Here is a 25,600-nt window from a genome sequence, read left to right as displayed (position 1 = left end):
GGACCGGGGGGAGCGGCACGTGGCGGGCAGCGCACCGATAACGGGTGCCGCCGGGGAGGACGTCTGTGCGATGCTCGGCGGCGTGGAAACCAGATCAGTCAGCCCGGTGTTCGTCGGCCGTGCCGACGAACTGGCCGCACTCACCGACGCACTGACGCGCGCCGAAGGCCGGGAACCGCAGGCCCTGCTCATCGGGGGAGAGGCAGGGGTCGGCAAGACCCGCCTCACGGAGGAGTTCCTCTGCGAGGCGGACCGCCGCGGCGTCGTGGTCGCCGTCGGAAGCTGCGTGGAGATCGGGGCGGAGGGACTTCCCTACGCCCCGTTCTCGACGGCGCTGCGCACCCTGCACCGCCTGCTCCCCGGCGAGTTGACGGCCGCGGCCGCGGGCCAGGAGGGCGAACTCGCCCGCATCCTCCCCGAACTCGGCGACACCCCGCGCGGCCCGCACGACGAGGAGAGCACCGCCCGCCTCTTCGAGCTGACCGCCCGGATGCTGGAGCGGCTCGCCGCCGACCGCACCCTCGTCCTCGTCCTGGAGGACCTGCACTGGGCGGACACCTCCACCCGGCACCTGCTCTCCTACCTCTTCCGCACCCTCGGCAGCGGCCGCCTCGTCGTCGTCGCCACCTACCGCGCGGACGACGTCCACCGCCGCCACCCGCTACGGCCGCTGCTCGCCGAACTGGACCGGCTGCGGACCGTCCGGCGCATCGAACTGCCCCGCTTCAACCGGGCCGAGGTGCGCCGCCAGCTCGCCGGCATCCTCGCCTCGCAGCCCGACGAGGACTTCGTCGACTCCGTCTTGGACCGGTCCGACGGCAACGCCTTCTTCGTCGAGGAACTCGTCGCGTCCCGGGCGAGCGGCTGCCGGGCCGGGCTCACGGAGTCCCTGCGCGACCTGCTCCTCGTCCGCGTCGAGGTCCTCCCCGACGCGGCCCAGCGGGTGGTCGCCGTCGTCGCCGAGGGCGGGTCCACCGTGGAGTACCCGCTGCTGCGCGCCGCCGCGGGCCTCACCGAGGACGAGCTGATCGAGGCGCTGCGCGCCGCCGTCGGGGCCAACATCCTGCTCGCCACCGCCGACGGCGACGGGTACCGCTTCCGCCACTCGCTGGTCCGCGAGGCCGTCAGCGACGACCTGCTGCCCGGCGAGCGCTCCCGCGTCAACCGCCGCTACGCCGAGGCCCTGGAGAGCGACGACTCGCTGATCCGCGCCGAGGAACGGATCATCAGGCTGGCCAGTTACTGGTACCACGCGAACGACCCCGCCAAGGCGCTGCCCGCCGTGCTCGCCGCCTCCGTCGCCGCCCGCCGCCGGCACGCCTACGCCGAGCAGCTGCGCCTGCTGGAACGGGCCATGGACCTCTGGGAGAGCACGCCGGAGGAGGTGCGCGAAGCGCTCCGCCCGGCCGACTACACCGAGGTGTACCCGCCGTGCGGGTGCGACCCCGCCACCACCCCGCTCCGGCGCATCGACCTGCTGGCCGAGGCGACCGTCGCCGCCCGCTACGGCGGGGAGCCGGAACGCGCCCTGAAGATCACCAAGACGGCGCTCAGGATGCTGGAGGCCGACGGGGACCCGCTGCGGGCCGCCTGGTTCTGGACCGAGCGCTCCCGGCTGGTGTCCGCGCTCGGCCGGAGCGACGGCTGGGAGGAGATCGGCAAGGCCCAGGAGCTGGTCAGGGGCCTGCCGCCGTCGCACGTTCACGCCGAGGTCCTCGTCCGCGCCGCGGGCTGGGGCATGCTCCACGACCCGGGCCCCGGCAACCTCGTCGCCGCCGAACGGGCCGTCGCGTACGCGCGGATGGTCGGCGCCGGGGAGACCGAGCTGAACGCCCGGATCACCGTCGGCTGCCTGCTCACCGACTCCGGCACCGGTGAGGCCGGCCTCGCCGAGCTGCACGCGGCCAAGGACCGGGCCACCGCACTCGGCCTCCCCCTGATCGCCGGACGCGCCTACATCAACCTCACCTCCCAGCTGGAAGGCGCGGGGCGCTCCCGGGAAGCCGTCGAGGTGGCGGCTCCTGCCATCGAACTCGCCACCACCGCGCGGCTGTTGGACACCGAGGCGTGGGTGCGCGGCAACATGGCCGAGAGCCTCTACAGCCTCGGCCGCTGGGACGAGGCCACCGAGGAGGCCCGGCGCACCCTGCTCGCCGGCCAGAGCGCCGCCCCCCGCGGCTCGGCCTCCGCGCGACTGGCCTACCTGGCCCTGGCACGCGGCGAGTTGGCCGAGGCCGCCCACCGGCTCGCCGCCTCACACGCGCACTTCGGCACCCACGAGACCCAGCCCCAGCACCGGATACCGCTGTTCCGCCTCGCGGTGGGGGTCGCCGCGGGGGAGGGCCGCATCGCCGACGTCCGGACCGCGATGACCGCGGCCGCCGACTTCGGCTTCCCGCTCGGACAGCACCGCTACGCCTGGCCGCTGCTGCTCGCCGCGGCGTCCGCCGAGGCGGACGCCCGGGGGCTCCCCGCCGCGGAGGCCGGCCGCGAGGCCGCCCTGGACCTGCTGCGCACCACCGCCCGCACCCTGGCCACCCCGAACCCGGTGTGGACCGCCCACGCCGAGTACGTCCGGGCCGAGCTGCGCCGCGCCGAGGCACGGGACGCGGTCGCCGACTGGGCCGCCGTGGAGGAGGCCGTCCGCCCCCTGGAGCGCCCGTACCTGCTCGCCCGGGCCCGCCACCGGCTCGCCGAGGCGCTGCTGGCCTCCGGAGGCGACCGGGAACCCGCGGCCGCCCTGCTCCGGGACGCCCACACCACCGCGACGGGTCTCGGCGCCCGCCGGCTCCGCGAGGACCTCGCCCTGCTCGCCCAGCGCGCCCGGATCACCCTGACCACCGCGACCGCGGAGTCCTGCCCGGCCCCGCCCGCCCAGGAGGCCGACCCCGCCGAAGCCCTCGGCCTGACCGGCCGCGAGCGGGAGGTTTTGCGCCTGGTCGCGGAGGGTCACACCAACCGTCAGATCGCCGGGGAGCTGTTCATCTCCCCGAAGACAGCGAGCGTGCACGTCTCGAACATCCTCGCGAAGCTGGGTGTCGCCGGGCGGGGCGAGGCGGCCGCCCTCGCCCACCGGCTGCGTCTGTTCGCCGTCGCCGGTCCGGTCAGTCCCCTGCCGGAGGCTGCCCGGCGGGCCGTATGAAGACCGTGCCGGAGTCGAGGTCTATCGGGCCGCGCCCCGGATCCCCGTCCTCGACGTCGACCCGGGAGAGCTCCAGACGCTTCTTCTCCTCGTCCGCGTGCCTGCGCCCCGGACTGAACAGCTGCTCGATCATGTTGAACACCGCGTCCACCGCACCTTCCGCCCCGTCGCCGGGGTCCTCCGTGGCGAGTCACCTCACCGTCCGTGCCGTCGGCGTGGCCGTCGGCACCGTCGCCGTCGAGGTCACCGCACCGTCAGCGTCAGGATCCTGTCGTCGCCCGCCTCCGGTGACCCGCGCCCGTCCGTCTCGCTCGTGACCAGCAGCAGCTTGTCGCCGCCCAGGGCCACCACGGAGCGCAGCCGGCCGTACTTCCCCTCCAGGAAGGCCTCGGGCTCCGCCACCGGGTCCGCCCCGGACAAGGGGATCCGCCACAGCCGGTTCCCCTTGAGGCCCGCCATCCAGACCGACCCCTGCGCCCAGGCGATCCCGCTCGGCGAGGACTCGTCGGTCTTCCAGACGGCCACCGGATCGCGCATGCCGGGCCGGCCCGCCTTGCCCTCCGCCGCCGGCCAGCCGTAGTTCGCGCCGGGCTCGATCAGGTTCAGCTCGTCCCAGGTGTTCTGGCCGAACTCGGCGGCCCACAGCCGCTTCTCCCCGTCCCAGGCGAGGCCCTGCACGTTGCGGTGACCGTAGGAGTAGACGACCGAGTCCGCCTCCGGGTTTCCGTGCACCGGGTCCCCGTCCGGGGTCATGCGCAGGATCTTGCCGCCCAGCGACTCCTTGTCCTGCGCGAGCCCGGTCTCACCGGTCTCGCCCGTGCCCGCGTAGAGCATCTTGTCGGGGCCGAAGGCGATCCGGCCGCCGTTGTGGATCAGGCCCTTGGGGATGCCGCGGAACACGGTGTCCGGAGCGCCCAACTGCTGCCCCGCGGGTCTGCGCTCGTCGTAGCGCATCCGGGCGATCCGGTTGTCGCCCTCGGTGGTGAAGTAGGCGTACACCATCCGGTCCGACGCGAAGTCCGGCGACAGGGCCAGGCCCAGCAGCCCGCCCTCCCCGCCCGGGGCGGCCCCGGGCACCGACCCGATCCGCGTCACCGTGCCCGAGCCGGCCGCGACCCTGCTGATCGTGCCCTTGTCCCGCGAGGCGACGAGCAGGTCCCCGCCCGGCAGCGGTGCCACCCCCCACGGGGACTCCAGGTCCTTGGCGACCTCGCCGGTCACCGTCACCGCGCCCTTCGCCGGCGGGACCGACACCGACGGGGAACCCGAAGGGGTCCCCGAAGGGCCCGGCGACCCCGGGCCCGCGGCCGAGCCCGGTGGCGAGCCTCCCGGCCGGGCGCCGTCGACGCCGGCCGGCGAACAGCCGGTGGCCAGCAGCGCTCCGCACCCGGCCAGCGCCACCGCGCCCAGCACGCCCCTGCCCAGCACGTCCCTCAGCACGCCCCGGTTCAGCACGTCCCTGCTCAGCGCGCCCCGGCTCCGCGCGCCCCGTGCCGCGTACCCCCCGCGTGTGAATCGCATCGCCCTGCTCCCTTCCCGTGCCCCGACCGTGCCCTTCACCCGTCTCAACCTCTCCGACGGCTGCCGAAGTTCCACCGCTCGTACACTCGATCGAGTGGTTGCGGGTCAGTCCCAGGCTCCCACCGCCACCGGAAGCGCCGCCATCTCCGCGAGATCGGCCGCCGAGAGCAGCACCTCCGCCGCCGCCGCGTTCTCCGCGGCCCACGGCGCCCGGTCGGCTCCCGGTACGGGCACCACCTGCGGCCCCTGCGCCAGCACCCACGCCAGCGCCACCTGCGCCGCCGTGACACCGGGCCCGTGCCGCCGCGCCACCCGGCGCAGGGCCGCCACGAGCACCTGGTTCGACGCCATCGCGTCCGCCGTGAACCGCGGGTGCCGGGCCCGTACGTCCTGCGGCTCGAAACCCTCGCCCGGCGTGAGCGTCCCGGTCAGGAAACCGCTGCCCAGCGGCATCGCCGCCAGAAACCCCACCCCGCGGTCCGCGCACCACGGGAGCAGCTGCCACGCCGCCTGCGGCGACCACACCGACAGCTCCGCCTGCACCGCGCTCACCGGAAACACCTGCTGCGCCCGGTCCAGGTGCCGCAGCGTCGTCCCGTACGCCCGGTCCCCGCCGCGCCCCGCACCCGGCCCGGCCCCGGCACCGAGCGCGCAGAACCCGAGCGCCCGCACCTTCCCGGCGCCCACCAGCTCCGCCATCGCCCCCCAGGTCTCCTCCACGGGCACGTCCGGGTCCACCCGGTGCAGCTGGTAGAGGTCTATGACGTCGGTCCGCAGCCGCCGCAGCGAGGCGTCGCACGCCCGGCGCACGTAGCCCGGACGCCCGTCCGCCACCACGTGCTGGGCGTCGGCCCGCAGCCCCACCTTGGCCGACACGAACGCGTCCGGCCGCCGCTCCCGCAGCACCCGGCCCAGCAGCAGCTCGTTGGTGAACGGTCCGTACACGTCCGCCGTGTCCAGCAGGTTCGAACCGAGGTCCAGCGCCGCGTGCACCGCCGCCAGCGACTCCTGCCCGCGCCGCCGCGAAGGCGCGTACGCCCAGCTCATCGGCATGCAGCCGAGACCGACGGCGCCCACCGTCAGCGCCCCCGCCCCGATCGCCCTGCGCTCCACCCTGCGTCCCCCTCCCGGTCCGGAAACAAACTAACGGCTCGATCCGGCCGCCCTGGCATAGCCTCGTGATCATGACTGCAAAGACCGCGGACGTCTGGCTCCCCTTTCCCGCCGAGGAGATCGAGGGCCTGCCCGACTCCTTCCGATACCGCCGGTGGGACGGCGAGGACGAGTTCCCGGCCGACCCGGGCGACTGTGTCTTCTACGTCGCCCCGTACATGAAGTCCCCCGAGGTCACCGTGCGCCCGCTGGCCGCCATGCCCGGCCTCCGGGTCGTCCAGACCCTCACCGCGGGCATCGACCACGTCCTCGGCGGACTCGGCGACCTGCGTCCCGGCGTACGGCTGTGCAACGCCGCCGGCGTCCACACCGCCAGCACCGCCGAACTGGCCCTCACCCTGGCCCTGGCCTCCCTGCGCGGCATCCCCGGCATGGTCCGCGGACAGGACCGCGAGGAGTGGCACGCCGGGTTCTACGAAGCCCTCGCCGACAAGTCCTTCCTGATCGTCGGCTACGGATCGATCGGCTCGGCCGTCGAGGACCGGCTCGTCCCCTTCGAGAGCGGGCCGGTCGCACGCGTCGCCCGCACGGCGCGCACCACGGCGCGCGGGCCCGTGCACGCCCTCGCCGAGCTCCCCCGACTCCTCCCGCAGGCCGATGTGGTGGTCCTCACGACACCGCTGACCGACGAGACCAGGGGCCTCGCCGACGCCGGGTTCCTGCGCCGGATGAAGGACGGGGCCCTGCTCGTGAACGTGGCCCGCGGCCCCGTCGTCGACACCGCGGCCCTCCTCGCGGAGGTGGAGTCGGGGCGGCTGCGCGCGGCACTCGACGTCACCGACCCGGAACCGCTGCCCGCGGGCCACCCGCTCTGGCATGCTCCGAATGTCCTGATCACTCCTCATGTCGGCGGCAGCAGCTCGGCGTTCGAACCCCGGGCCAAGCGACTGCTCGCCCGCCAGCTCACCCGGTTCGCCGCCGGAGAGCCCGTGGAGCACACGGTGCTGGTCACCGAGTGACGACCGACATGCACGCTCCGCAGTCGTACGAATGCGGTCGGTGGGGTCAACTCCCCGCGTGGTAACGGAGCGTAGAGAGACTATGTCCCTGAGTGACGGAATTGGTGTATCGTCCGGACCAAGGGGCTGCGCCGCGAACGTCTGGCGCCGGGGAGTGATTCGGACACTTTGGGGGGCGACGGGCGATGTACGGCCAATGGACGAAGGATCCGACGCGGCAGAGCCGCCGCAGGCGACGACGGGGTGCCCCCAAGCCGGCAGGCGAGGGGGACCGGTGAGTGCCCCGGGGGCGGCGCTCCTGAACCGGCCCTCCCTCTCGGGCGGAGGCCGGGGAGTGGCCGTCCAGGTGCTCCTGGCAGTGGTGTGGGGCGGATACGCCGTCGGCGCCGGCCTCGGCTGGGGCAGCGATGAACTGGCCGACATCATGGGTGACTTCGGCCTCAGCGCCGCGGCCCTCGTCGCCGCCGGATCCTGCTACCTGTACGCGCGCACCCATGCGAACCGTGACCGGCTCGCCTGGGTGCTCTTTGCTCTCTCGTCCCTGATGTCCGCCTGCGGCAACGGCATCTGGGGCTGGTACGAGGTCGTGATCCACGAGGAGATGCCGAGCCCGTCCCCGGCGCAGTTCTTCTTCCTGTGCTTCGCACCGCCGGCGATCGTCGGACTCCTCGTGCTCGCCAAGCGCCCCGTCACCCGGGCCGGCTGGCTCTGCCTCGCCCTCGACTCCTGGCTGATCGCCGGATCGCTGCTGATCCTGTCGTGGAGCCTGGCCCTCGCCAAGGCGGCCAGGTCCCACAGCGGGGAGAGCGTGGCGGGCGCCGCCCTCGAGCTCGCCTATCCGCTCCTGGACATCGCCCTCGTCTCCATGGTGCTCGTCCTGCACTTCCGGCGGTCCGCGACGAACCGCTCCGCCGTCAACACGGCCATCGCGGCCCTCGCGCTCACGGTCCTGTGCGACGCCATCTTCACCTCACCGCTCCTGAAGGAGACCTACAGCTCCGGCGAGCTCCTCGACGCGGGATGGTTCGCCGGGTCCCTGCTGCTCGCGTACGCGCCCTGGGGCGCCGGCCGGGCCGGCGCCGCGCACGAGGCCCCGGAGGCCCCCGGACCGCGCCCCGTCAGCCGCCCGATCGCCCGGTCGCTGCCCGCGCTGATCCCGTACCTCGCCGCCGCCGTCTGCACGCTCGGCATCCTCTACAACGTGATCGAGAGCCGCAGCATCGACAAGGTCGTCGTCGTCACGGGCTGCACCGTCGTGCTCGCCCTCGTGGTCCGCCAGGGCATCATGCTCCTCGACAACATCGCGCTCACCCAGGAACTGGCCCAGAAGGAGAACCACTTCCGCTCCCTGGTACAGGGCTCCAGCGACGTCATCATGATCGCCGCGCCCACCGGGACCCTGCGCTACGTCAGCCCCGCCGCCGCCGGGGTCTACGGCCGCGAGGCCGAGGAATTGGTCGGCACCGAGCTCGCCACCCTGATCCACCCCGACGACCTCGGGCGCGTGGTCCACGAGGTGCGCCGCTTCCTCGCCGCCCCGCCCGTCGAGGAGCCCACCACCCGCATCGAGTGCCGGTTCAGGTCCGGCGGCGGCGAATGGCTCAACGTCGAGTCCACCGTCAACCGCCACCAGGGCGGACTCATCCTCAACAGCCGTGACGTCACCGAGCGGGTCCGGCTCCAGGCGCAGCTCCAGCACAGCGCCGAGCACGACCCCCTGACCGACCTGCCCAACCGGGCCCTCTTCACCCGGCGCGTCCGCCAGGCGCTGACCGGACGGCGCGCGGGCGACCACAGCACCGCCGTGCTCTTCATCGACCTCGACGGCTTCAAGGCGGTCAACGACACCATCGGCCACCAGGCCGGCGACGAACTGCTCGTCGAGGCCGCCCACCGGCTCCAGGACTCCGTCCGGGCCGGGGACACCGCGGCCCGCCTCGGCGGGGACGAGTTCGCCGCGCTGATCCTGGGCGACGGCAGCCGCGACCACAGCGCCCGCGAGTACCAGGTGCACGAGATCGCAGACCGGCTGCGCGCCACCCTCTCCCAGCCCTACCGCATCGCCGGCAACGAGGTCCGCGTCGCCGCCAGCATCGGCGTCGCCTTCGCCGACTCCGGCATCACTCCTTCGGACCTGATGCGCAACGCGGATCTCGCGATGTACCGGGCGAAGGCGGGCGGCAAGAACCGCGTCGAGCTGTACGCCCCGCAGATGCAGGCCGAGGTCGTCCGGAAGGCCGAGCTGGCGGGGCGTCTGCGGACCGCGCTGCACGAGGGCGAGTTCGCCCTGCTGCACCAGCCCGTGGTGTCGCTGGCCACCGGCGAGGTCTCCGTCGTGGCCGCCCAGGCCCGCTGGCGCTCCGCCCAGGGGATCCTCTTCACCCCGGCCGAGTTCCTGCGCGTCGCCGAGTACAGCGAGGGCGCCGCCTCCGCCGGCCCGGACGCCTTGCGAACCGCCGAGCTGGGCCGCTGGTTGCTGGAGGAGGCCGTCGAACAGGCCGCCGACCGGCACCGGGCCGGGCAGTCCGTACCCGTGGCCGTACGGATGACCGCCCAGCGGCTCCTCGACCGCTCCATGCCGCTCGGTGCCGTCGAGGCTGTGCTGACCCGGCACGGGCTGCCCTCCGGGGCCCTCGTCCTGGAGCTGGCCGTCTCCGACCCCCGGGTCCCCTTCGACGATCTGGAGCGCCGCCTGGCGGCCCTGCACCGGCTGGGGGTCGGCATCGCCCTCGACGGCTTCGGCAGCGGCTACGCGGCCATCAGCGCCCTGCGGCGACTCCCGGTGGACATGCTCAAGCTGGACCGGGGCCTGGTGGAGGGGGTGGTGGAGTCCACCCGCCTCCACAAGATCACCGCAGGTCTGTTGCGGATCGCAAACGACCTGGGCATGCAGTCCGTGGCCGACGGGGTGGACCTTCCCGAGCAGGTCGCCGCCTTGCGCGCCATGGGCTGCACCCACGGCCAGGGAATGGCCTTTTCCGGCCCCCTCGACGAGTACAGGCTGCGCCGCGCGCTCGTGCGCGGTACGTTCCCCGTACCGGGCGGGGCGGTGCAGCCCGCCTTGGCCGGGGGCTCGCCAGCGGCTTCGATGGCCATCCACAGAGGCTCACATAATGAGACGCCCGTCCCACCTACTTGACATCCACCTCCCGCCGGAGGGAGGGTCAGTGTCATGCGCACCCGAATTCTCGTACTTGGAAAGCGCGTCGGCTGAAGCCGGGACCAGCATGTCCCCGCTCAACGCACCCGACGCGCTCCCCTCGCCTGCCTCCCGGCACGAGGGGTTTTTTGTTGCACTGGCACAGAGTCGAATCCTCGTAAAACCCTCAGCTTCGAGAAGAGAATGCCGATGACCGAGCAGGCCACCGGGGCCCACCATCCGCAGCCGCGGCCCCGTTCCGGCGGACACCAGTCCGCCGCAGTTGAGCACGTCACGGGTGCGCAGGCCCTCATCCGCTCTCTCGAAGAGGTGGGGTGCGACACCGTCTTCGGCATTCCGGGCGGCTGCATCCTTCCCGCGTACGACCCGATGATGGACTCCGAGAAGGTCCGCCACATCCTGGTCCGCCACGAGCAGGGCGCGGGTCACGCCGCCACCGGCTACGCGCAGGCCACCGGCAAGGTCGGCGTCTGTATGGCCACGTCCGGCCCGGGCGCCACCAACCTGGTCACCCCGATCGCCGACGCCCACATGGACTCCGTCCCGCTGGTCGCGATCACCGGTCAGGTCGCCTCCAAGGCGATCGGCACCGACGCCTTCCAGGAGGCGGACATCGTCGGCATCACGATGCCGATCACCAAGCACAACTTCCTGGTCACCCGGGCCGCGGACATCCCGCGGACCATCGCACAGGCCTTCCACATCGCCGCCACCGGCCGTCCCGGCCCGGTCCTGGTCGACATCGCCAAGGACGCCCTCCAGGCGAAGACCACCTTCTCGTGGCCGCCGACGCACGACCTCCCGGGCTACCGGCCGGTCACCAAGCCGCACGCCAAGCAGATCCGCGAGGCCGCCAAGCTCATCTGCCAGGCCAAGCGCCCGGTCCTGTACGTCGGCGGCGGCATCATGAAGTCCGGCGCGAGCGCCGAGCTGAAGGTCCTCGCCGAGCTCACCGGCGTCCCGGTCACCACGACCCTGATGGCGCTGGGCGCCTTCCCCGACAGCCACCCGCTGCACGTCGGGATGCCCGGCATGCACGGCGCGGTCACGGCCGTCACCGCGCTCCAGAAGGCGGACCTGCTCATCGCGCTGGGCACCCGCTTCGACGACCGGGTCACCGGCAAGCTCGACAGCTTCGCCCCCTTCGCCAAGATCATCCACGCGGACATCGACCCGGCCGAGATCGGCAAGAACCGCGCGGTCGACGTCCCGATCGTCGGTGACGCCCGCGAGGTCATCGCCGACCTGGTCCAGGCCGTCCAGGCCGAGCACACCGACGGCAACGCCGGCGACTACAGCGCCTGGTGGAAGGACCTCAGCCGCTGGCGCGAGACGTACCCGCTGGGCTACGACCTGCCCGAGGACGGGATGCTCTCCCCCCAGCAGGTCATCGAGCGGATCGGCGCGCTCGCCCCGCAGGGCACCGTGTTCACGGCGGGCGTCGGCCAGCACCAGATGTGGGCCGCGCACTTCGTCCAGTACGAGGAGCCGCGCACCTGGCTCAACTCCGGCGGCGCCGGAACCATGGGCTACGCGGTCCCGGCCGCCATGGGCGCGAAGGTCGGCATGCCCGACAGCACCGTCTGGGCGATCGACGGCGACGGCTGCTTCCAGATGACCAATCAGGAACTGGCCACCTGCGCGCTGAACAACATCCCGATCAAGGTCGCGATCATCAACAACGGCGCACTGGGCATGGTCCGCCAGTGGCAGACCCTCTTCTACAACCAGCGCTACTCCAACACGGTGCTGCACGGCGAGGAGACCGGTCACGCCGCCGCCGGCTCCCAGCTCGGCGAGTCCGCCGCCCCCCGCAAGGGCACCCGCGTCCCGGACTTCGTCAAGCTGTCCGAGGCCATGGGCTGCGTGGCGCTGCGCTGCGAGGACCCGGCCGACCTGGACAAGGTCATCGCCGAGGCCAACGCGATCAACGACCGCCCGGTCGTGATCGACTTCATCGTCCACGAGGACGCCATGGTGTGGCCGATGGTCGCCGCCGGCACCTCCAACGACGAGGTCATGGCAGCCCGGGGCGTCCGTCCCGACTTCGGCGACAACGAAGACGACTGAGCCGAGAGAGCCTGAGAGAGAGAACGACTCACATGTCCAAGCACACGCTCTCCGTCCTGGTCGAGAACACGCCCGGCATCCTCGCCCGGATCGCCGCGCTGTTCTCCCGCCGCGGGTTCAACATCGACTCCCTCGCGGTCGGTGTCACCGAGCACCCCGACATCTCCCGCATCACCATCGTCGTGAACGTCGAGGACCTTCCGCTCGAACAGGTGACCAAGCAGCTCAACAAACTGGTCAACGTGCTCAAGATCGTCGAGCTGGAGCCGCACAACGCCATCGAGCGCGAACTCGTCCTGGTGAAGGTCCGCGCCGACAACGAGACCCGCTCGCAGATCGTCGAGATCGTCCAGCTGTTCCGCGCCAAGACGGTCGACGTCTCCCCGGAGGCCGTCACCATCGAAGCCACCGGCGGCACCGACAAACTCGGCGCGATGCTCAAGATGCTGGAGCCCTTCGGCATCAAGGAGCTCGTCCAGTCCGGCACGATCGCCATAGGGCGCGGCGGCCGGTCCATCACGGACCGCAGCCTGCGCGCGCTCGACCGCAGCGCCTGACCGGAGCTTCGCGACCGCAGCGCACCGGCCGCGGTCCCGACCGCGGCCGGCCGACCGACACGCCCCCGCCCGCATGGCGAGACCGGCGAACTCAGATTCCGTTCCCCGCCGTACGGTGGGAGCAACACCAGCGCACCAAGGAGATATCCCAGTGGCCGAGCTGTTCTACGAGAACGACGCCGACCTGTCCATCATCCAGGGCCGCAAGGTCGCTGTCATCGGCTACGGCAGCCAGGGCCACGCCCACGCGCTGTCGCTCCGTGACTCAGGCGTCGACGTCGTCGTCGGCCTGAAGGAGGGCTCGAAGTCCAAGGCCAAGGCCGAGGAGCAGGGTCTCAAGGTCGTCCCGGTGTCCGAGGCCGCCGCCTGGGCGAACGTCATCATGATCCTCACCCCGGACCCGCTCCAGGCCGAGATCTACGAGGAGTCCATCAAGGACCACCTCGAGGAGGGCGACGCGCTCTTCTTCGGCCACGGCTTCAACGTCCGCTACGGCTTCATCAAGCCCCCGGCCAACGTGGACGTCGCCCTGGTCGCCCCGAAGGGCCCGGGCCACCTGGTCCGCCGCCAGTACGAGGAAGGCCGCGGCGTGCCCTGCATCGCCGCCGTCGAGCAGGACTTCACCGGTTCCGCCTTCGCCCTCGCGCTCTCGTACGCGGCCGGCATCGGCGGCACCCGCGCCGGCGTCATCAAGACCACCTTCACCGAGGAGACCGAGACCGACCTGTTCGGTGAGCAGGCCGTCCTCTGCGGTGGCGCCTCCGCCCTGGTCAAGGCCGGTTTCGAGACCCTGACCGAGGCCGGCTACCAGCCGGAGATCGCGTACTTCGAGTGCCTGCACGAGCTGAAGCTCATCGTGGACCTCATGTACGAGGGCGGTCTGGAGAAGATGCGCTGGTCGGTCTCCGAGACCGCCGAGTGGGGCGACTACATCACCGGCCCCCGCGTCATCACCGACGCCACCAAGGCCGAGATGAAGAAGGTCCTCGCGGAGATCCAGAGCGGCGAGTTCGCCAACACCTGGATGGCCGAGTACAAGGCCGGTCTGCCGAAGTACAACGCGTACAAGAAGGCCGACGAGGAGCACCTGCTCGAGACCACCGGCAAGAAGCTGCGCAAGCTCATGAGCTGGGTCGACAGCGACGAGAGCTGATCTCGCGGCGGCGGGGCCGGGACGGTGCGTCCCGGCCCCGCCGCGCACCACCGGAAGGCCCGGACGACGCCCTTCCGGAGGGCGGCTTGTCCACCCCGGCCAACCACGGACGGGTGATCCTTCCGTACAGGCGGAAATCCGGGACGCCAACGCCACTACACTGCTCAACACATACGCGTCAGGCCCACAGTGTCGTGCGTCTTCCACGCGGCTACCCCCTCCACGCCTGCGGCCGTCGGGACGGCCGTCCGCACTGGACTTGTGAGGACCCACGTGAGCTCGAAACCTGTCGTACTCATCGCCGAAGAGCTGTCGCCCGCAACGGTGGACGCACTCGGTCCGGACTTCGAGATCAGGCACGTCAACGGCGCTGACCGCGCCGAGCTGCTGCCCGCGATCGTCGACGCCGACGCGATCCTCGTCCGCTCCGCGACCAAGGTCGACGCCGAGGCCATCGCCGCGGCGAAGAAGCTGAGGGTCGTCGCCCGCGCCGGTGTCGGTCTGGACAACGTCGACGTCTCCGCCGCCACCAAGGCCGGCGTGATGGTCGTCAACGCCCCGACCTCCAACATCGTGACCGCCGCCGAGCTCGCCTGCGGCCTGCTCGTCGCCACCGCGCGCCACATCCCGCAGGCCAACACCGCGCTCAAGAACGGTGAGTGGAAGCGGAACAAGTACACGGGCGTCGAGCTGAGCGAGAAGACCCTCGGCGTCGTCGGTCTCGGCCGCATCGGCGTCCTGGTCGCCCAGCGCATGTCGGCCTTCGGCATGAAGATCGTCGCGTACGACCCCTACGTGCAGCCCGCGCGCGCCGCCCAGATGGGCGTCAAGATGCTGACGCTGGACGAGCTCCTGGAGGTCGCCGACTTCATCACCGTGCACCTGCCCAAGACCCCCGAGACCCTCGGTCTCATCGGTGACGAGGCCCTGCACAAGGTGAAGCCGTCCGTCCGCATCGTCAACGCCGCCCGCGGCGGGATCGTGGACGAGGCCGCGCTGTACACGGCCATCAAGGAGGGCCGCGTCGCCGGCGCCGGACTCGACGTGTACGCGAAGGAGCCCTGCACGGACTCCCCGCTCTTCGAGCTCGACCAGGTCGTCTGCACCCCGCACCTCGGCGCGTCCACGGACGAGGCCCAGGAGAAGGCCGGTGTGTCGGTCGCCAAGTCGGTGCGCCTCGCGCTCGCCGGCGAGCTCGTGCCCGACGCGGTCAACGTCCAGGGCGGGGTCATCGCCGAGGACGTCCGCCCCGGCCTGCCCCTCGCCGAGAAGCTCGGACGCATCTTCACCGCCCTGGCGGGCGAGGTCGCGGTCCGTCTCGACGTCGAGGTCTGCGGCGAGATCACGCAGCACGACGTGAAGGTGCTCGAACTCTCCGCGCTCAAGGGCGTGTTCGAGGACGTCGTCGACGAGACGGTCTCCTACGTCAACGCCCCGCTGTTCGCGCAGGAGCGCGGCGTCGAGGTACGGCTGACGACGAGCTCGGAGTCCCCGGACCACCGCAACGTGGTGACCGTCCGCGGCACCCTGTCGGACGGCTCGGAGGTGTCGGTCTCCGGCACGCTCGCGGGTCCGAAGCACCTGCAGAAGATCGTCGGCATCGGCGAGTACGACGTGGACCTGGCGCTGGCCGACTTCATGGTCGTGCTGCGCTACACGGACCGCCCGGGTGTGGTCGGCACCGTCGGCCGCATCCTCGGCGAGGCCGGCCTGAACATCGCGGGCATGCAGGTCGCCCGTGCCGAGGAGGGCGGCGAGGCGCTCGTCGTCCTCACCGTCGACGCCGAGGTCCCGGTGGGCGTCCTCGCGGACATCTCCGCCGAGATCGGCGCCGCCTCGGCGCGCACGGTCAGCCTCGGCTGATCGCGCGCACCCGCTGAACGGGGGAAGGGCCCGGGGGAGACCCCGGGCCCTTCCGCGTTCCCCCGCCCGCGCCGCCCCGTCAGGCGTACGTCCCCCCGGGCGCGGGGGCTCCGGGCGCGGGGGCCGGTTCCGCCGCGGCCGGTTCCGACGCGGGCGGGGCGGGGGCTTCGGCCCGCCGCAGCAGGGTCGCGGCGAGCAGCGCCGCCCCGAGCAGCAGGAGGGCGCCGCCCCAGGCCGCGTACTGCATCCCGTGGACGAAGGCCTCGCGGGCCAGGTCCAGCAGCCGGGTCCCCGCCGCCCCGCCGAGCTGCCGGGCGGCGGCCACGGCTCCGCCGAGGGTCTCCCGTACGGCGGGCTCGGAGTCCGCGAGGTCGCGGCGGTAGACCGCGGTGCCGATGCTGCCCAGCACGGCCATGCCGAGGGCGCCGCCGAACTCGGCGCCGGTCTCCAGCAGGGAGGCGGCGGAGCCGGCCTTCTCGGCGGGGGCCGCGCCGAGGGCCATGTCGGAGACGAGGGACATCACGGTGACGATCCCGGAGGCGAGGACGCCGGCCCCGGTCAGCGCCAGCCACAGGTCGTCGGTGTCGACCAGGCCGACCAGGACGAAGCCGGCCGCGGCGAGGACGAACCCGCCGGCGATCACCCTGGCCCGTCCCGCCGTCCGGGCCAGGGCTGCGGAGGCGGGGGCCGCGGCGCCGATGACGACCGAGGGGGCGAGGCTCCACAGAGCCGCTTCCAGGGGGCCCATGCCCAGCACGGACTGGAGGTACTGGGTGGTGAAGTAGGCCGAGCCCATCATCGCGAAGGAGGCGACGGCGCCCAGGCCGATGCCCGCGCCGAAGCCGCGGTGGCGGAGGAGGTCCCGGCTGACCAGGGCATCGTCCCGGGTGCGCTGGCGGCGCACGAAGGCGTACCCGAAGACCAGGCCGAAGGCGAGGCTGCCGCAGGAGAGCGGCGCCGGGCCTTCGGCGGCGATCTCCTTGAGGCCGTAGACGACCGGGAGCACGGCGGCCACCGACAGCGGGATGCTCGGCAGGTCTACGCGGCCGGGGGCCGGGTCCTTGAACTCCGGGACCAGCGCGGGGACCAGGACCAGCAGGAGCAGCATCGCGGGCACGTTGACGAGGAAGATCGAGCCCCAGTGGAAGTGGTTCAGCATCACCCCGCTCATGACCGAGCCGAGGGCGACGCCGCCGACCATGGCCCCGGACCAGATGGCGACGGCGCGGGACCGCTGCCCGGCGTCCTGGAAGAGGTTGCGCACGAGGGCCAGCGTGGAGGGCATCAGGGTCGCGCCGCCGACGCCGAGCAGGACGCGGGCGCCGATCAGCATCTCGGCGCTGGTGGCGCGGGCCGCGCCGACGGATGCGAGACCGAAGGCGGCCGCGCCGATCAGCAGCAGTTTGCGGCGGCCGATCCGGTCGCCGAGCGAGCCCATCGTGATCAGCAGGCCGGCGAGGGCGAAGGCGTAGCTGTCGAAGATCCAGAGTTGCTGGGTGGCGCTCGGGTCGAGTTCGCGGGTGAGGGCGGGGATGGCGAAGTAGAGGACGGAGACGTCCATCGAGACCAGGAGCATCGGCAGCAACAGGACGGTGAAGGCGGTCCATTCGCGACGGCCGGCGCGTCGCGCCGTGGCGGCGGGGTTCGTCATGAGGAGCAATGTACAGACGTTTAATACGCTCGTCTATGACGGCTGTATGGAACTGTCGTCTAGGACGGCCGTCTTGCTACCGTGACGTCATGGGACATCGTGAAGATCTGCTCGACGGCGCCAAGAAATGCCTGGTCGAGAAGGGATTCGTGCGCACGACGGCGCGCGACATCGTGAGTGCCTCCGGTACCAACCTGGCGTCCATCGGCTACCACTACGGCTCGAAGGACGCCCTGCTCACCCAGGCGTTCATCGCCTTGATGGAGGAGTGGGGTGAGGGCTTCCAGGCCGGCCTGAGCGGGGAGGGCGGCTCGCTGGAGCGGTTCCGCGCGTTCTGGGAGGGCGTCCTGTCCGGGCACGAGGAGTCGGGCCCCGTCTGGTCGGCCAGCATGGAGGTGGCGCTGAGCGGGGAGCGGCTGCCGGAGCTGCGGGCGATGATCGCGGGCTCGCAGGCGGAGGGGCGCCGAGGGCTGATCGGCATGCTGACCGGCACCCCGGAGGACGAGCTGACGGACCGGGACGTGCGGACCCTGGGCGCCTTCTACCAGGCGCTGTTGAACGGCCTGATGATCCAGTGGCTCTTCGACCCGGCCTCGGCGGCCACCGCCGAGGAGATCACCGAGGGGATGCGCCGGGCCGCCGACGCGGCGATGCGGGGTGGGGCGGGGGGCGCGGGGGGCGCGGTCGCGCCGGGAACGGCTGCCGACGGGTATGCCGGGGGTTCCGCCAACTGACGCGGCCGCGGCGACGGTCGACGGCTCCGGTGCGTCGCCCGCGGCGGCCCGCCCTCGCGCGTCCGCGGCGGCCGACGGTTCCGGTACGGGCCGCGCCGCCCGCCGGTACTCCGGTCAGCCGTGCAGGTGGGACGCCTTGAGGGCCATGTGCAGCAGCAGGCGGTCCTCGCCCTCGCCCAGGTCGAGGCCGGTCAGCTGCTCCACCCGGGACAGGCGGTAGTACAGCGTCTGGCGGTGGATGCCCAGGGCCGCCGCCGCGCGGCCGGCCTGCCCGGCGGAGTCCAGGAACACCTCGGCCGTGCGGGCGAGTTCGCGGTGGGCCGGACCCAGCAGGGCGCGCGTCGACGGGTCGTCCACCGGGCCCGGGGCGAGCGCCGCCAGCAGCCGGTACGGGCCGATCTCCGACCACTGGGCGACCGGGCCCCACCGCGGCTGGGCGGCGGCCGCCCGCGCCGCGGCCAAGGCCTGGTCCCAGGCGTCGTGGAGGTCCGCGAGGGTGCGTACGGGGTCGCCCACGCCGGCGGTCACGGCGTACGGGGCGGCTCCGCCGCCGACGGGACCCGGGGCGCCCGTGCCGCCTCCGCCGCCCGCACCGCCCGTACCGGCCTTGCCGCTCGCGCCGCCTCCACCGCCCGTGCCGCCGGTGCCGCCCACGCGGCCTCCGCCGCCCGTGCCGCTCGCGCCGCCTCCGCCGCCCTTGCCGCTCGCGTCGCCTCCGCCGCCCTTGCCGCCCGCACCGCCCGTGCCGTCTGCCGGGGCGCGGGGCAGCAGGCGGGCCACCGCCGTCCGTGCGGGGGCCAGGGCGTCCGTCGAGCGGAGCCGGAGCAGTACCGCCAGCGCCCGGCCGGCCTCCGGCCCGCCGCCGTCGTCGGGGGCCGTCGCGCGCGGGACCACGCACACGGCCGCCGCGCCCGGGACCACCGCCGGGGCCTCGCCGGTCCACGGCGCCACGCACACCGCCGCGTGGAGCCCGTCCCCGCCCGGCCCCAGGGCCGCCCGCAGCGCCGCCACCGCCATGTCCCGCTGCCATCCCCGTCCGGCGGTGAGCACCGCCAGGAACTCCCGTGACAGGTCGGCCCCCGCCTTCGCCTCCTCGGCGAGCAGGGTGCCGACCCGCTCGGCCACCTCCATCGCCGCGGCGAGGGCCTCCGGCCCGGGGCCGGGCTCCCGGTCGAGGAGCCACACGTAGCCCTGCACGATGCCCCGGTACCGCACCGGCAGGCAGATCCGCCCGCGGAAGACCCCCGCCTCGGGCGCCGCCGGAATCCGTACGGGACCGGTGGCGCGGGCGATGCCGAAGCCCTCGAACCAGGAGCGCACGGCGGCCGTGGACTGCCGCGTCAGGATCGAGCGGGTCCGTACGGGGTCCATCGCGAGGTCGTCGTCGCTGTCGTGCGCGCCGAAGGCGATCAGGCGGAAGTCCCGGTTCTCCAGCGTCGCCGGGGCGCCGAGCAGCGCCGAGATCTCGTCCACCAGGTCCTGGTAATCGCCCTTCACCCGGCCATTCTCCCACCTGCCGACCGGCCTCTCAGACATCTGTATGAGATCCGGGACACGGATGCGTGACAGCTGTCGCTGGCAGAGGATCGAAGCGATCCTTAGGTTTCACGGTGGCTTTACCTGTGGTTTTGCCAGCGCTCCCGCTCGCGTTCTTCTACTGCCACCCGTTGGAGGTGCCCCCGTGCTGGGTCCCGTGATCCTCGCCGCATCGCGCAGCGACACGATGCGCCGCATCGTCTCCGCCGCCCCCGTGACCAAGCCCGTGGTGAACCGGTTCATCCCCGGGGAGACGGTCGACCAGGTCATCCCGATCGTCGAGGAGCTGACCCGCAACGGCCTCGAGGTCACCCTCGACGTGGTGGGCGAGGACATCACCGAGGTGGCGCAGTCGCACGCGGCCCGCGACGCCTACCTCCTGCTGATCGAGCGCCTCGCGGAGCTCGGACTCGGCGAGAGCGTCGAGATGTCGGTGAAGCTGTCGATGTTCGGCCAGGCGCTGGAAGGCGGCCACGAGCTCGCCCTCGCCAACGTCCGCCCGGTCGTCGAGGCGGCCGCCGCCATCGGCACCACCGTGACCCTGGACGCCGAGGACCACACCACCCTCGACTCGATGTTCGCCATCCACGAGGAGCTGCGCCGCGACTTCCCGCAGACCGGCTGCGTGATCCAGGCGTACCTGTTCCGCACGGAGGCCGACGCCCGCCGCCTGGCCGCCGCCGGCAGCCGCGTCCGCATCGTGAAGGGCGCCTACAAGGAGCCCGCCGAGGTCGCGTACCTCGACAAGGCCGAGATCGACAAGGCGTACGTCCGGATCATGCGGATCCTCATGGAGGGCGAGGGCTACCCGATGATCGGGTCCCACGACCCGCGGCTGATCGCGATCGCCCAGGAGATGGCACGGCAGGCCGGGCGCAAGCTCGACGAGTACGAGTTCCAGATGCTGTACGGCATCCGCGGCGAGGAGCACCTGCGGCTCGCCGCGGAGGGCCACCGGATGCGCGTGTACACCGCGTACGGGACCGACTGGTACGGCTACTTCATGCGCCGCCTGGCGGAGAAGCCGGCCAACCTGCTCTTCTTCCTCCGCTCGATGATCACCAAGAACTAGCCAAGAACTAGGTCAAGGAGTTACCAGCCCCATGGATGCTGTGACCCAGGTCCCCGCGCCGGTCAACGAGCCGGTCCACTCGTACGCCCCCGGCACCCCGGAGCGCGCGCGGCTCGAAGAGCAGCTCAAGCAGCTGTCCGAGAACCCCATCGACCTCCCGATGACGATCAACGGCGTCAAGCGGATGGGCGGCGGCGAGCGCTTCGACGTGGTCCAGCCGCACGACCACAGGTCCGTCATCGGCACCTTCGGCCACGCCACGGCCGCCGACGCGCAGGAGGCCGTCGACGCCGCCCTCGCCGCCGCCCCGGCGTGGCGCGCGATGTCCTTCGACGACCGCGCCGCGATCATCCTGCGCGCCGCCGAGCTGCTGTCCGGCCCGTGGCGCGAGAAGCTGGCCGCCTCGACCATGCTGGGGCAGTCGAAGACGGCGCAGCAGGCCGAGATCGACACCCCGTGCGAGCTCGTCGACTTCTGGCGCTTCAACGTCCACTTCGCCCGTCAGATCCTGGCCGAGCAGCCGGTCGCGAACTCCGCCGGCGTGTGGAACCGCAGCGACCACCGCCCGCTCGAGGGCTTCGTGTACGCGATCACGCCGTTCAACTTCACGGCCATCGCCGGCAACCTGCCGACCGCCCCCGCCCTCATGGGCAACGTGGTCGTGTGGAAGCCGTCCCCGACGCAGACCCACTCCGCGGTCCTCCTCATGGAGCTGCTGGAGGAGGCCGGTCTCCCCAAGGGCGTCATCAACCTGGTCACGGGCGACGGCATCGCGGTCTCCGAGGTGGCCCTGAACCACCCCGAGCTGGCCGGCATCCACTTCACCGGCTCGACCAAGACCTTCCAGTACCTGTGGAAGACGGTCGGCAACAACATCGAGAAGTACAAGTCCTACCCGCGACTGGTGGGCGAGACCGGCGGCAAGGACTTCGTCGTCGCGCACCCGTCCGCGGACCGCGCCACCCTGAAGACCGCCCTGACCCGCGGCTCCTTCGAGTACCAGGGCCAGAAGTGTTCGGCGTCCTCGCGCGCCTACGTCCCGGCGTCGATCTGGAACGACGGCTTCAAGGAGTCGTTCGCGGCCGAGGTCAACGGCATCGCCATGGGCGACGTCCGCGACCTGACCAACTTCGTCGGCGCCGTCATCGACGCGCGCTCCTTCGCGAAGAACAAGGCCGCCATCGACCGCGCGGCCGCCGATCCGACCTGCGAGATCGTCGCGGGCGGCACGTACGACGACTCGGAGGGCTACTTCGTCCGCCCGACCGTCATCGCCTGCACGGACCCGGAGAACGAGGTCTTCACGACCGAGTACTTCGGCCCGATCCTGGCCGTGCACGTCTACGACGACGCCGACTACGAGGGCATGCTGGCCCAGATGGAGTCCGTCTCGGCGTACGCCCTGACCGGCTCGATCATCGCCGCCGACCGCTACGCGGCGGCGGACGCGATGGAGAAGCTCCGCTTCGCGGCGGGCAACTTCTACATCAACGACAAGTCGACCGGTGCCGTCGTCGGCCAGCAGCCCTTCGGCGGCGGCCGCGCCTCGGGCACGAACGACAAGGCGGGCGCGGCGACGAACCTGCAGCGCTGGACGTCGACGCGCTCCATCAAGGAGACCCTGGTCGCGCCGACCGACTACCCGTACCCCCACATGGGCTGACCTCCCGGCCCCTGAAACCCCGCCCCCGCTCCGGTACCCCCAAGTCCGGAGCGGGGGCGGTCCCATGTCCGCCGGGTCCCCGGGGGAGGGGTCACACCTCCACGATGACCTGGTCCAGGGACTTGCGGACCAGGTCCGGGACCTCGCAGTCCGGGGCCGGGTAGCCCACCGGGATCACGGCGAAGGCCTTCTCGTTCTCGGGGCGGTTCAGGACGTGGCTGAGGAAGCGCATCGGGCTGGGGGTGTGGACCAGCGCGGCCAGTCCCGACAGGTGCAGGGCGGACAGCAGCATGCCGACGGCGATGCCGACCGACTCGTCGACGTAGTAGTGCTTGTGCTTCGTGCCGTCCGGGCCCAGCCAGTAGCGCTGCTGGAAGACCACGATCAGGGCCGGGGCGTCGGTGAGGTGGGTCTTCACGGCGTCCGTGCCCAGCGGGCGCAGGGCCGCGAGCCACTCGTCGCCGAGGCGTCCGTCGTACGAGAGCACCTCCTCCTGCTCGGCGGCGGCGCGGATCTGCTGCCGCACGGCCGGGTCCTTGACCAGGACGAAGGTCCACGGCTGCTGGTGGGCACCGGACGGGGCGGTCGCGGCGCAGGCGACGGCATCCCGCACGACCTGCTCGGGCACCGGGTCCGGGGAGAAGTGGCGTACGGTGCGCCGCTCGTTCATCCGCGTGCGCAACTCGGCGGCCCGCACGAGGGATTGGGCGCCCGGCATCCGCGCGGGCCGGTAGGGGGCGGAGCGGTACGGCTGGCCGTGGATCGGGGTCCACTGCTGGGTATCGGGCGACATGGGGCGAGTCTGCCGACGCAATGGTCCAGACCGCCAGAGTCGCGTCGGCCGAATCCGGCCGGTGGAAAGCGCGCGGCGTCCGCAATGCGGTCCTTGGTACGGTCGCGTGACGGGCTGTCACGGGCCCGAGAGCCCGGACCTCCCCTCCTGGAACACCGACTGGCTGGAGCAGCGATGAGCACCCGGACCGTCCACACCTCCGAGCTGACCGCGGAGGAGCTCGGGCAGATCCGGGACCTGCTGTTCGGCGCCTTCGGCGGGGACTTCGGGGAGGAGGACTTCGAGCACGCGCTCGGCGGCGTGCACGTCCTGGTGCGGGACCCGGACGGGCGGCTCGCCGCGCACGGGAGCGTCGTCCAGCGGCGGGCCGTGCACCGCGGGCGGGCGCTGCGGACGGGGTACGTGGAGGCCGTCGCCGTACGGGCCGACCGGCGCCGTCAGGGGCTCGGCGCCCTGGTCATGGACGGGCTCGAGCGGGTCATCGGGCGGGCCTACGTGCTCGGGGCGCTGTCGGCGTCCGAGGACGGGGCCGGCCTGTACGCGGGGCGCGGCTGGAGCGTGTGGGGCGGGCGGCTCGGGGTCCTCGGCCCGGGCGGGCCGCAGCGGCTCGCCGGGGAGGAGGGGTCCACCTACGTGTGGGCGCCGCCCGGCGCGGCCCTGCCGGACCCCGGCGGGCGGCTCGACTTCGACTGGCGCAACGGGGACGTGCTGTAGCCGCCGCCGCGACCCCGAGACGCTCGGGCGCGGCGGGGGACCGGTCGCCGTCGTGCGTCGACACGGGGCCGACCCGGACGACGCCGCCCGTAGTCGCGCAGCACGTCGATCGAGCCCTCCGGATGGGCGGGGAGATCACCGGTCCGGGCTCTCCGCGGCCGGTGAGGCAGGTGGGATACGTCACCACACCGGAATCGGCTGCCTCCCGCAGGGGCAGGGCTCTGATCAGGGAACTCCGCTCCGCGAGGGGCTGAAACGGACCTGCGGCCGGGGGCCCGCGGGCGGGTCGGGCGTCTCAGATAGTAGGAAGTCCGAGTAAGTGCGGAGACATACAGCCGGACCTGGCCTAGCTTTGTAGGAGCCGAACGTCTCGCCGATCCGGCGAATGGCGGTCGTGAGCGCGCGCCCCCGGCAGGCAACCCCTGCGGCGCACCGCTCCCCGCCTCTTCCGGCGCCTTGAAGGAACCCCTCATCCGTGGCCCCGCCACGCCGTGATCTCAAGGAGTCGATCACCATGACCCCCACCACCGCTGCCGTCCGCCGTGTCCGCCACTCCTCCACGGCGGACTCCGACCGCAAGAACGCCGCCGCCGCCCTGCAGCGTGCGCTGGACCGTCGCGACAACGGCGGCTCGACCGGCCACTGAGGCCGGCAGGCCCGCTGAGCAGGCCTTCGCCCCGCCGTCGCCCCGACACGTTGCGTTCACGATGGTCCACATGGTGGACGCAATGTGTCTGAGGGCTGGGACACGGAGTACGGTTTCGCCATGTCGACCAGCATCAATCTCGCAGTGATCCCCGGTGATGGCATCGGCCAGGAAGTCGTGGCTCAGGGACTCAAGGTCCTTACCGCGGTCCTGCCCCAGGATGTGAAGCTGGAGACCAGGCAATACGATCTCGGGGCCCAGCGCTGGCACCGCACCGGTGAGACCCTCCCGGACGCGGAGCTGGAGGCCCTCAAGCACCACGACGCGATCCTGCTGGGCGCCATCGGCGACCCCTCGGTCCCGTCCGGCGTGCTGGAGCGCGGTCTGCTGCTGAAGCTCCGCTTCGCGTTCGACCACTTCATCAACCTGCGCCCGTCGAAGCTCTTCCCGAACACGGCCACCCCGCTGGCCGGCCGTCCGGAGATCGACTTCGTCGTGGTCCGCGAGGGCACCGAGGGTCCGTACACCGGCAACGGCGGCTCCCTGCGCACCGGCACCCCCGCCGAGGTGGCCACCGAGGTCAGCATCAACACCGCGTACGGCGTCGAGCGCGTCGTCCGCGACGCGTACGAGCGGGCGAACGCCCGTCCCCGCAAGAAGCTGACGCTGGTCCACAAGAACAACGTCCTCGTGTACGCGGGTCACCTGTGGAAGAACATCTTCGACACGGTCGGCCGCGAGTACCCCGAGGTCACCACCGACTACCTGCACGTCGACGCCGCGACGATCTTCTTCGTCACCCAGCCGGAGCGCTTCGACGTCATCGTCACGGACAACCTCTTCGGTGACATCCTCACCGACCTGGCCGCCGCCGTGACCGGCGGGATCGGCCTGGCCGCGTCCGGGAACGTCAACCCGACCGGCGCCTTCCCGTCCATGTTCGAGCCCGTCCACGGCTCGGCCCCGGACATCGCGGGCACCGGCAAGGCCGACCCGACCGCGACGATCCTCTCCGTCGCCCTCCTGCTGCGCCACCTGGGCTACGAGGCCCAGGCCGCCCGCATCGAGGACGCCGTCTCCGCCGACCTCGCGGAGCGCGACGGGACCTTCCGCTCCACCGACGCCATCGGCGACGCCCTCGCCGCTCGCGTAGCCGGCTGACCCGGCCGCTCCACCTCCAGGAAGCCGCCGGG

19 protein-coding genes are annotated in these 25,600 nt (G+C 72.5%); 13 read left to right on the top strand and 6 right to left on the bottom strand.

Annotated elements, in window-relative coordinates; genetic code table 11:
* Window positions 1-70 precede the first annotated feature (70 nt).
* Entirely contained in the window at window positions 71-3,142 is a 3,072-nt protein-coding gene (locus tag ACFWW8_RS12905; RefSeq protein ID WP_386527580.1) for an AAA family ATPase, read from the top strand.
* On the opposite strand, the gene ACFWW8_RS12900 is transcribed toward ACFWW8_RS12905, so the two are convergent.
* The 3 genes from ACFWW8_RS12900 to ACFWW8_RS12890 form a co-directional block, all read right to left on the bottom strand.
* Window positions 3,105-3,293, bottom strand: coding sequence for a DUF6191 domain-containing protein (locus tag ACFWW8_RS12900; RefSeq protein WP_386527389.1), 189 nt, complete (start codon window positions 3,291-3,293; stop codon window positions 3,105-3,107). The genes ACFWW8_RS12905 and ACFWW8_RS12900 overlap by 38 nt on opposite strands.
* 92 nt (window positions 3,294-3,385) lie before the next feature.
* Window positions 3,386-4,663, bottom strand: a complete 1,278-nt coding sequence (locus tag ACFWW8_RS12895; RefSeq protein ID WP_386527386.1) for a PQQ-dependent sugar dehydrogenase — start codon at window positions 4,661-4,663, stop codon at window positions 3,386-3,388.
* Window positions 4,664-4,768: 105 nt separating this feature from the next.
* Window positions 4,769-5,776, bottom strand: coding sequence for an aldo/keto reductase (locus tag ACFWW8_RS12890; RefSeq protein ID WP_386527383.1), 1,008 nt, complete (start codon window positions 5,774-5,776; stop codon window positions 4,769-4,771).
* A 71-nt stretch (window positions 5,777-5,847) separates the two neighbouring features.
* On the opposite strand from ACFWW8_RS12890, the gene ACFWW8_RS12885 reads away from it, so the two are divergent.
* The 6 genes from ACFWW8_RS12885 (at window position 5,848) to serA (ending at window position 15,598) form a co-directional block, all read left to right on the top strand.
* The gene (locus ACFWW8_RS12885; RefSeq protein ID WP_386527380.1) at window positions 5,848-6,795 is read left to right on the top strand and encodes a 2-hydroxyacid dehydrogenase; all 948 of its coding nucleotides are present in this window, start codon (window positions 5,848-5,850) and stop codon (window positions 6,793-6,795) included.
* 274 nt (window positions 6,796-7,069) lie between these two features.
* A complete protein-coding gene (locus ACFWW8_RS12880; RefSeq protein ID WP_386527377.1) occupies window positions 7,070-9,934 on the top strand; it encodes a putative bifunctional diguanylate cyclase/phosphodiesterase in 2,865 nt (954 codons plus the stop codon).
* Window positions 9,935-10,138: 204 nt separating this feature from the next.
* The gene (locus ACFWW8_RS12875; protein WP_386527374.1) at window positions 10,139-12,025 is read left to right on the top strand and encodes an acetolactate synthase large subunit; all 1,887 of its coding nucleotides are present in this window, start codon (window positions 10,139-10,141) and stop codon (window positions 12,023-12,025) included.
* Window positions 12,026-12,057: 32 nt separating this feature from the next.
* On the top strand, window positions 12,058-12,582 hold the full coding sequence (gene ilvN / locus ACFWW8_RS12870; RefSeq protein ID WP_069922074.1) for an acetolactate synthase small subunit: 525 nt from the start codon (window positions 12,058-12,060) through the stop codon (window positions 12,580-12,582).
* 151 nt (window positions 12,583-12,733) lie between these two features.
* Entirely contained in the window at window positions 12,734-13,735 is a 1,002-nt protein-coding gene (gene ilvC, locus ACFWW8_RS12865; protein ID WP_386527369.1) for a ketol-acid reductoisomerase, read from the top strand.
* A gap of 273 nt (window positions 13,736-14,008) precedes the next feature.
* The gene (gene serA / locus ACFWW8_RS12860) at window positions 14,009-15,598 is read left to right on the top strand and encodes a phosphoglycerate dehydrogenase (protein WP_386527368.1); all 1,590 of its coding nucleotides are present in this window, start codon (window positions 14,009-14,011) and stop codon (window positions 15,596-15,598) included.
* 79 nt (window positions 15,599-15,677) lie between these two features.
* Here the strand turns inward: serA and ACFWW8_RS12855 are convergent, their stop codons facing one another.
* Window positions 15,678-17,249 carry an MFS transporter gene (locus ACFWW8_RS12855; RefSeq protein WP_386527365.1) on the bottom strand — a complete coding sequence of 524 codons (1,572 nt, stop codon included), beginning with the start codon at window positions 17,247-17,249 and terminating at the stop codon, window positions 15,678-15,680.
* 89 nt (window positions 17,250-17,338) lie between these two features.
* On the opposite strand from ACFWW8_RS12855, the gene ACFWW8_RS12850 reads away from it, so the two are divergent.
* Window positions 17,339-17,983 (top strand): TetR/AcrR family transcriptional regulator, encoded by a 645-nt coding sequence (locus ACFWW8_RS12850; RefSeq protein ID WP_386527362.1) that lies wholly within the window; start codon window positions 17,339-17,341, stop codon window positions 17,981-17,983.
* Between the two features lie 114 nt (window positions 17,984-18,097).
* Here the strand turns inward: ACFWW8_RS12850 and ACFWW8_RS12845 are convergent, their stop codons facing one another.
* Window positions 18,098-19,480 (bottom strand): PucR family transcriptional regulator, encoded by a 1,383-nt coding sequence (locus tag ACFWW8_RS12845; RefSeq protein ID WP_386527359.1) that lies wholly within the window; start codon window positions 19,478-19,480, stop codon window positions 18,098-18,100.
* A gap of 184 nt (window positions 19,481-19,664) precedes the next feature.
* On the opposite strand from ACFWW8_RS12845, the gene ACFWW8_RS12840 reads away from it, so the two are divergent.
* A complete protein-coding gene (locus tag ACFWW8_RS12840) occupies window positions 19,665-20,591 on the top strand; it encodes a proline dehydrogenase family protein (RefSeq protein ID WP_386527356.1) in 927 nt (308 codons plus the stop codon).
* Window positions 20,592-20,622: 31 nt separating this feature from the next.
* Complete coding sequence (gene pruA / locus ACFWW8_RS12835; RefSeq protein WP_386527353.1) at window positions 20,623-22,254, top strand: L-glutamate gamma-semialdehyde dehydrogenase; 1,632 nt, start codon at window positions 20,623-20,625, stop codon at window positions 22,252-22,254.
* 91 nt (window positions 22,255-22,345) lie between these two features.
* Here the strand turns inward: pruA and ACFWW8_RS12830 are convergent, their stop codons facing one another.
* On the bottom strand, window positions 22,346-23,047 hold the full coding sequence (locus ACFWW8_RS12830; protein WP_386527350.1) for a nitroreductase family protein: 702 nt from the start codon (window positions 23,045-23,047) through the stop codon (window positions 22,346-22,348).
* Between the two features lie 174 nt (window positions 23,048-23,221).
* Here ACFWW8_RS12830 and ACFWW8_RS12825 point away from each other — a divergent pair, with 174 nt between their 5' ends.
* The 3 genes from ACFWW8_RS12825 (at window position 23,222) to ACFWW8_RS12815 (ending at window position 25,568) form a co-directional block, all read left to right on the top strand.
* Window positions 23,222-23,761 (top strand): GNAT family N-acetyltransferase, encoded by a 540-nt coding sequence (locus ACFWW8_RS12825; protein WP_386527347.1) that lies wholly within the window; start codon window positions 23,222-23,224, stop codon window positions 23,759-23,761.
* A gap of 514 nt (window positions 23,762-24,275) precedes the next feature.
* Window positions 24,276-24,407 (top strand): hypothetical protein, encoded by a 132-nt coding sequence (locus ACFWW8_RS12820; protein WP_267717669.1) that lies wholly within the window; start codon window positions 24,276-24,278, stop codon window positions 24,405-24,407.
* Window positions 24,408-24,527: 120 nt separating this feature from the next.
* Window positions 24,528-25,568, top strand: coding sequence for a 3-isopropylmalate dehydrogenase (locus ACFWW8_RS12815; protein WP_386527344.1), 1,041 nt, complete (start codon window positions 24,528-24,530; stop codon window positions 25,566-25,568).
* Window positions 25,569-25,600: the final 32 nt, after the last annotated feature.

This window comes from Streptomyces sp. NPDC058701 (assembly GCF_042715295.1).
Classification (GTDB): Bacteria; Actinomycetota; Actinomycetes; order Streptomycetales; family Streptomycetaceae; genus Streptomyces.
This window is presented reverse-complemented; position numbering and strand designations above follow the sequence as displayed.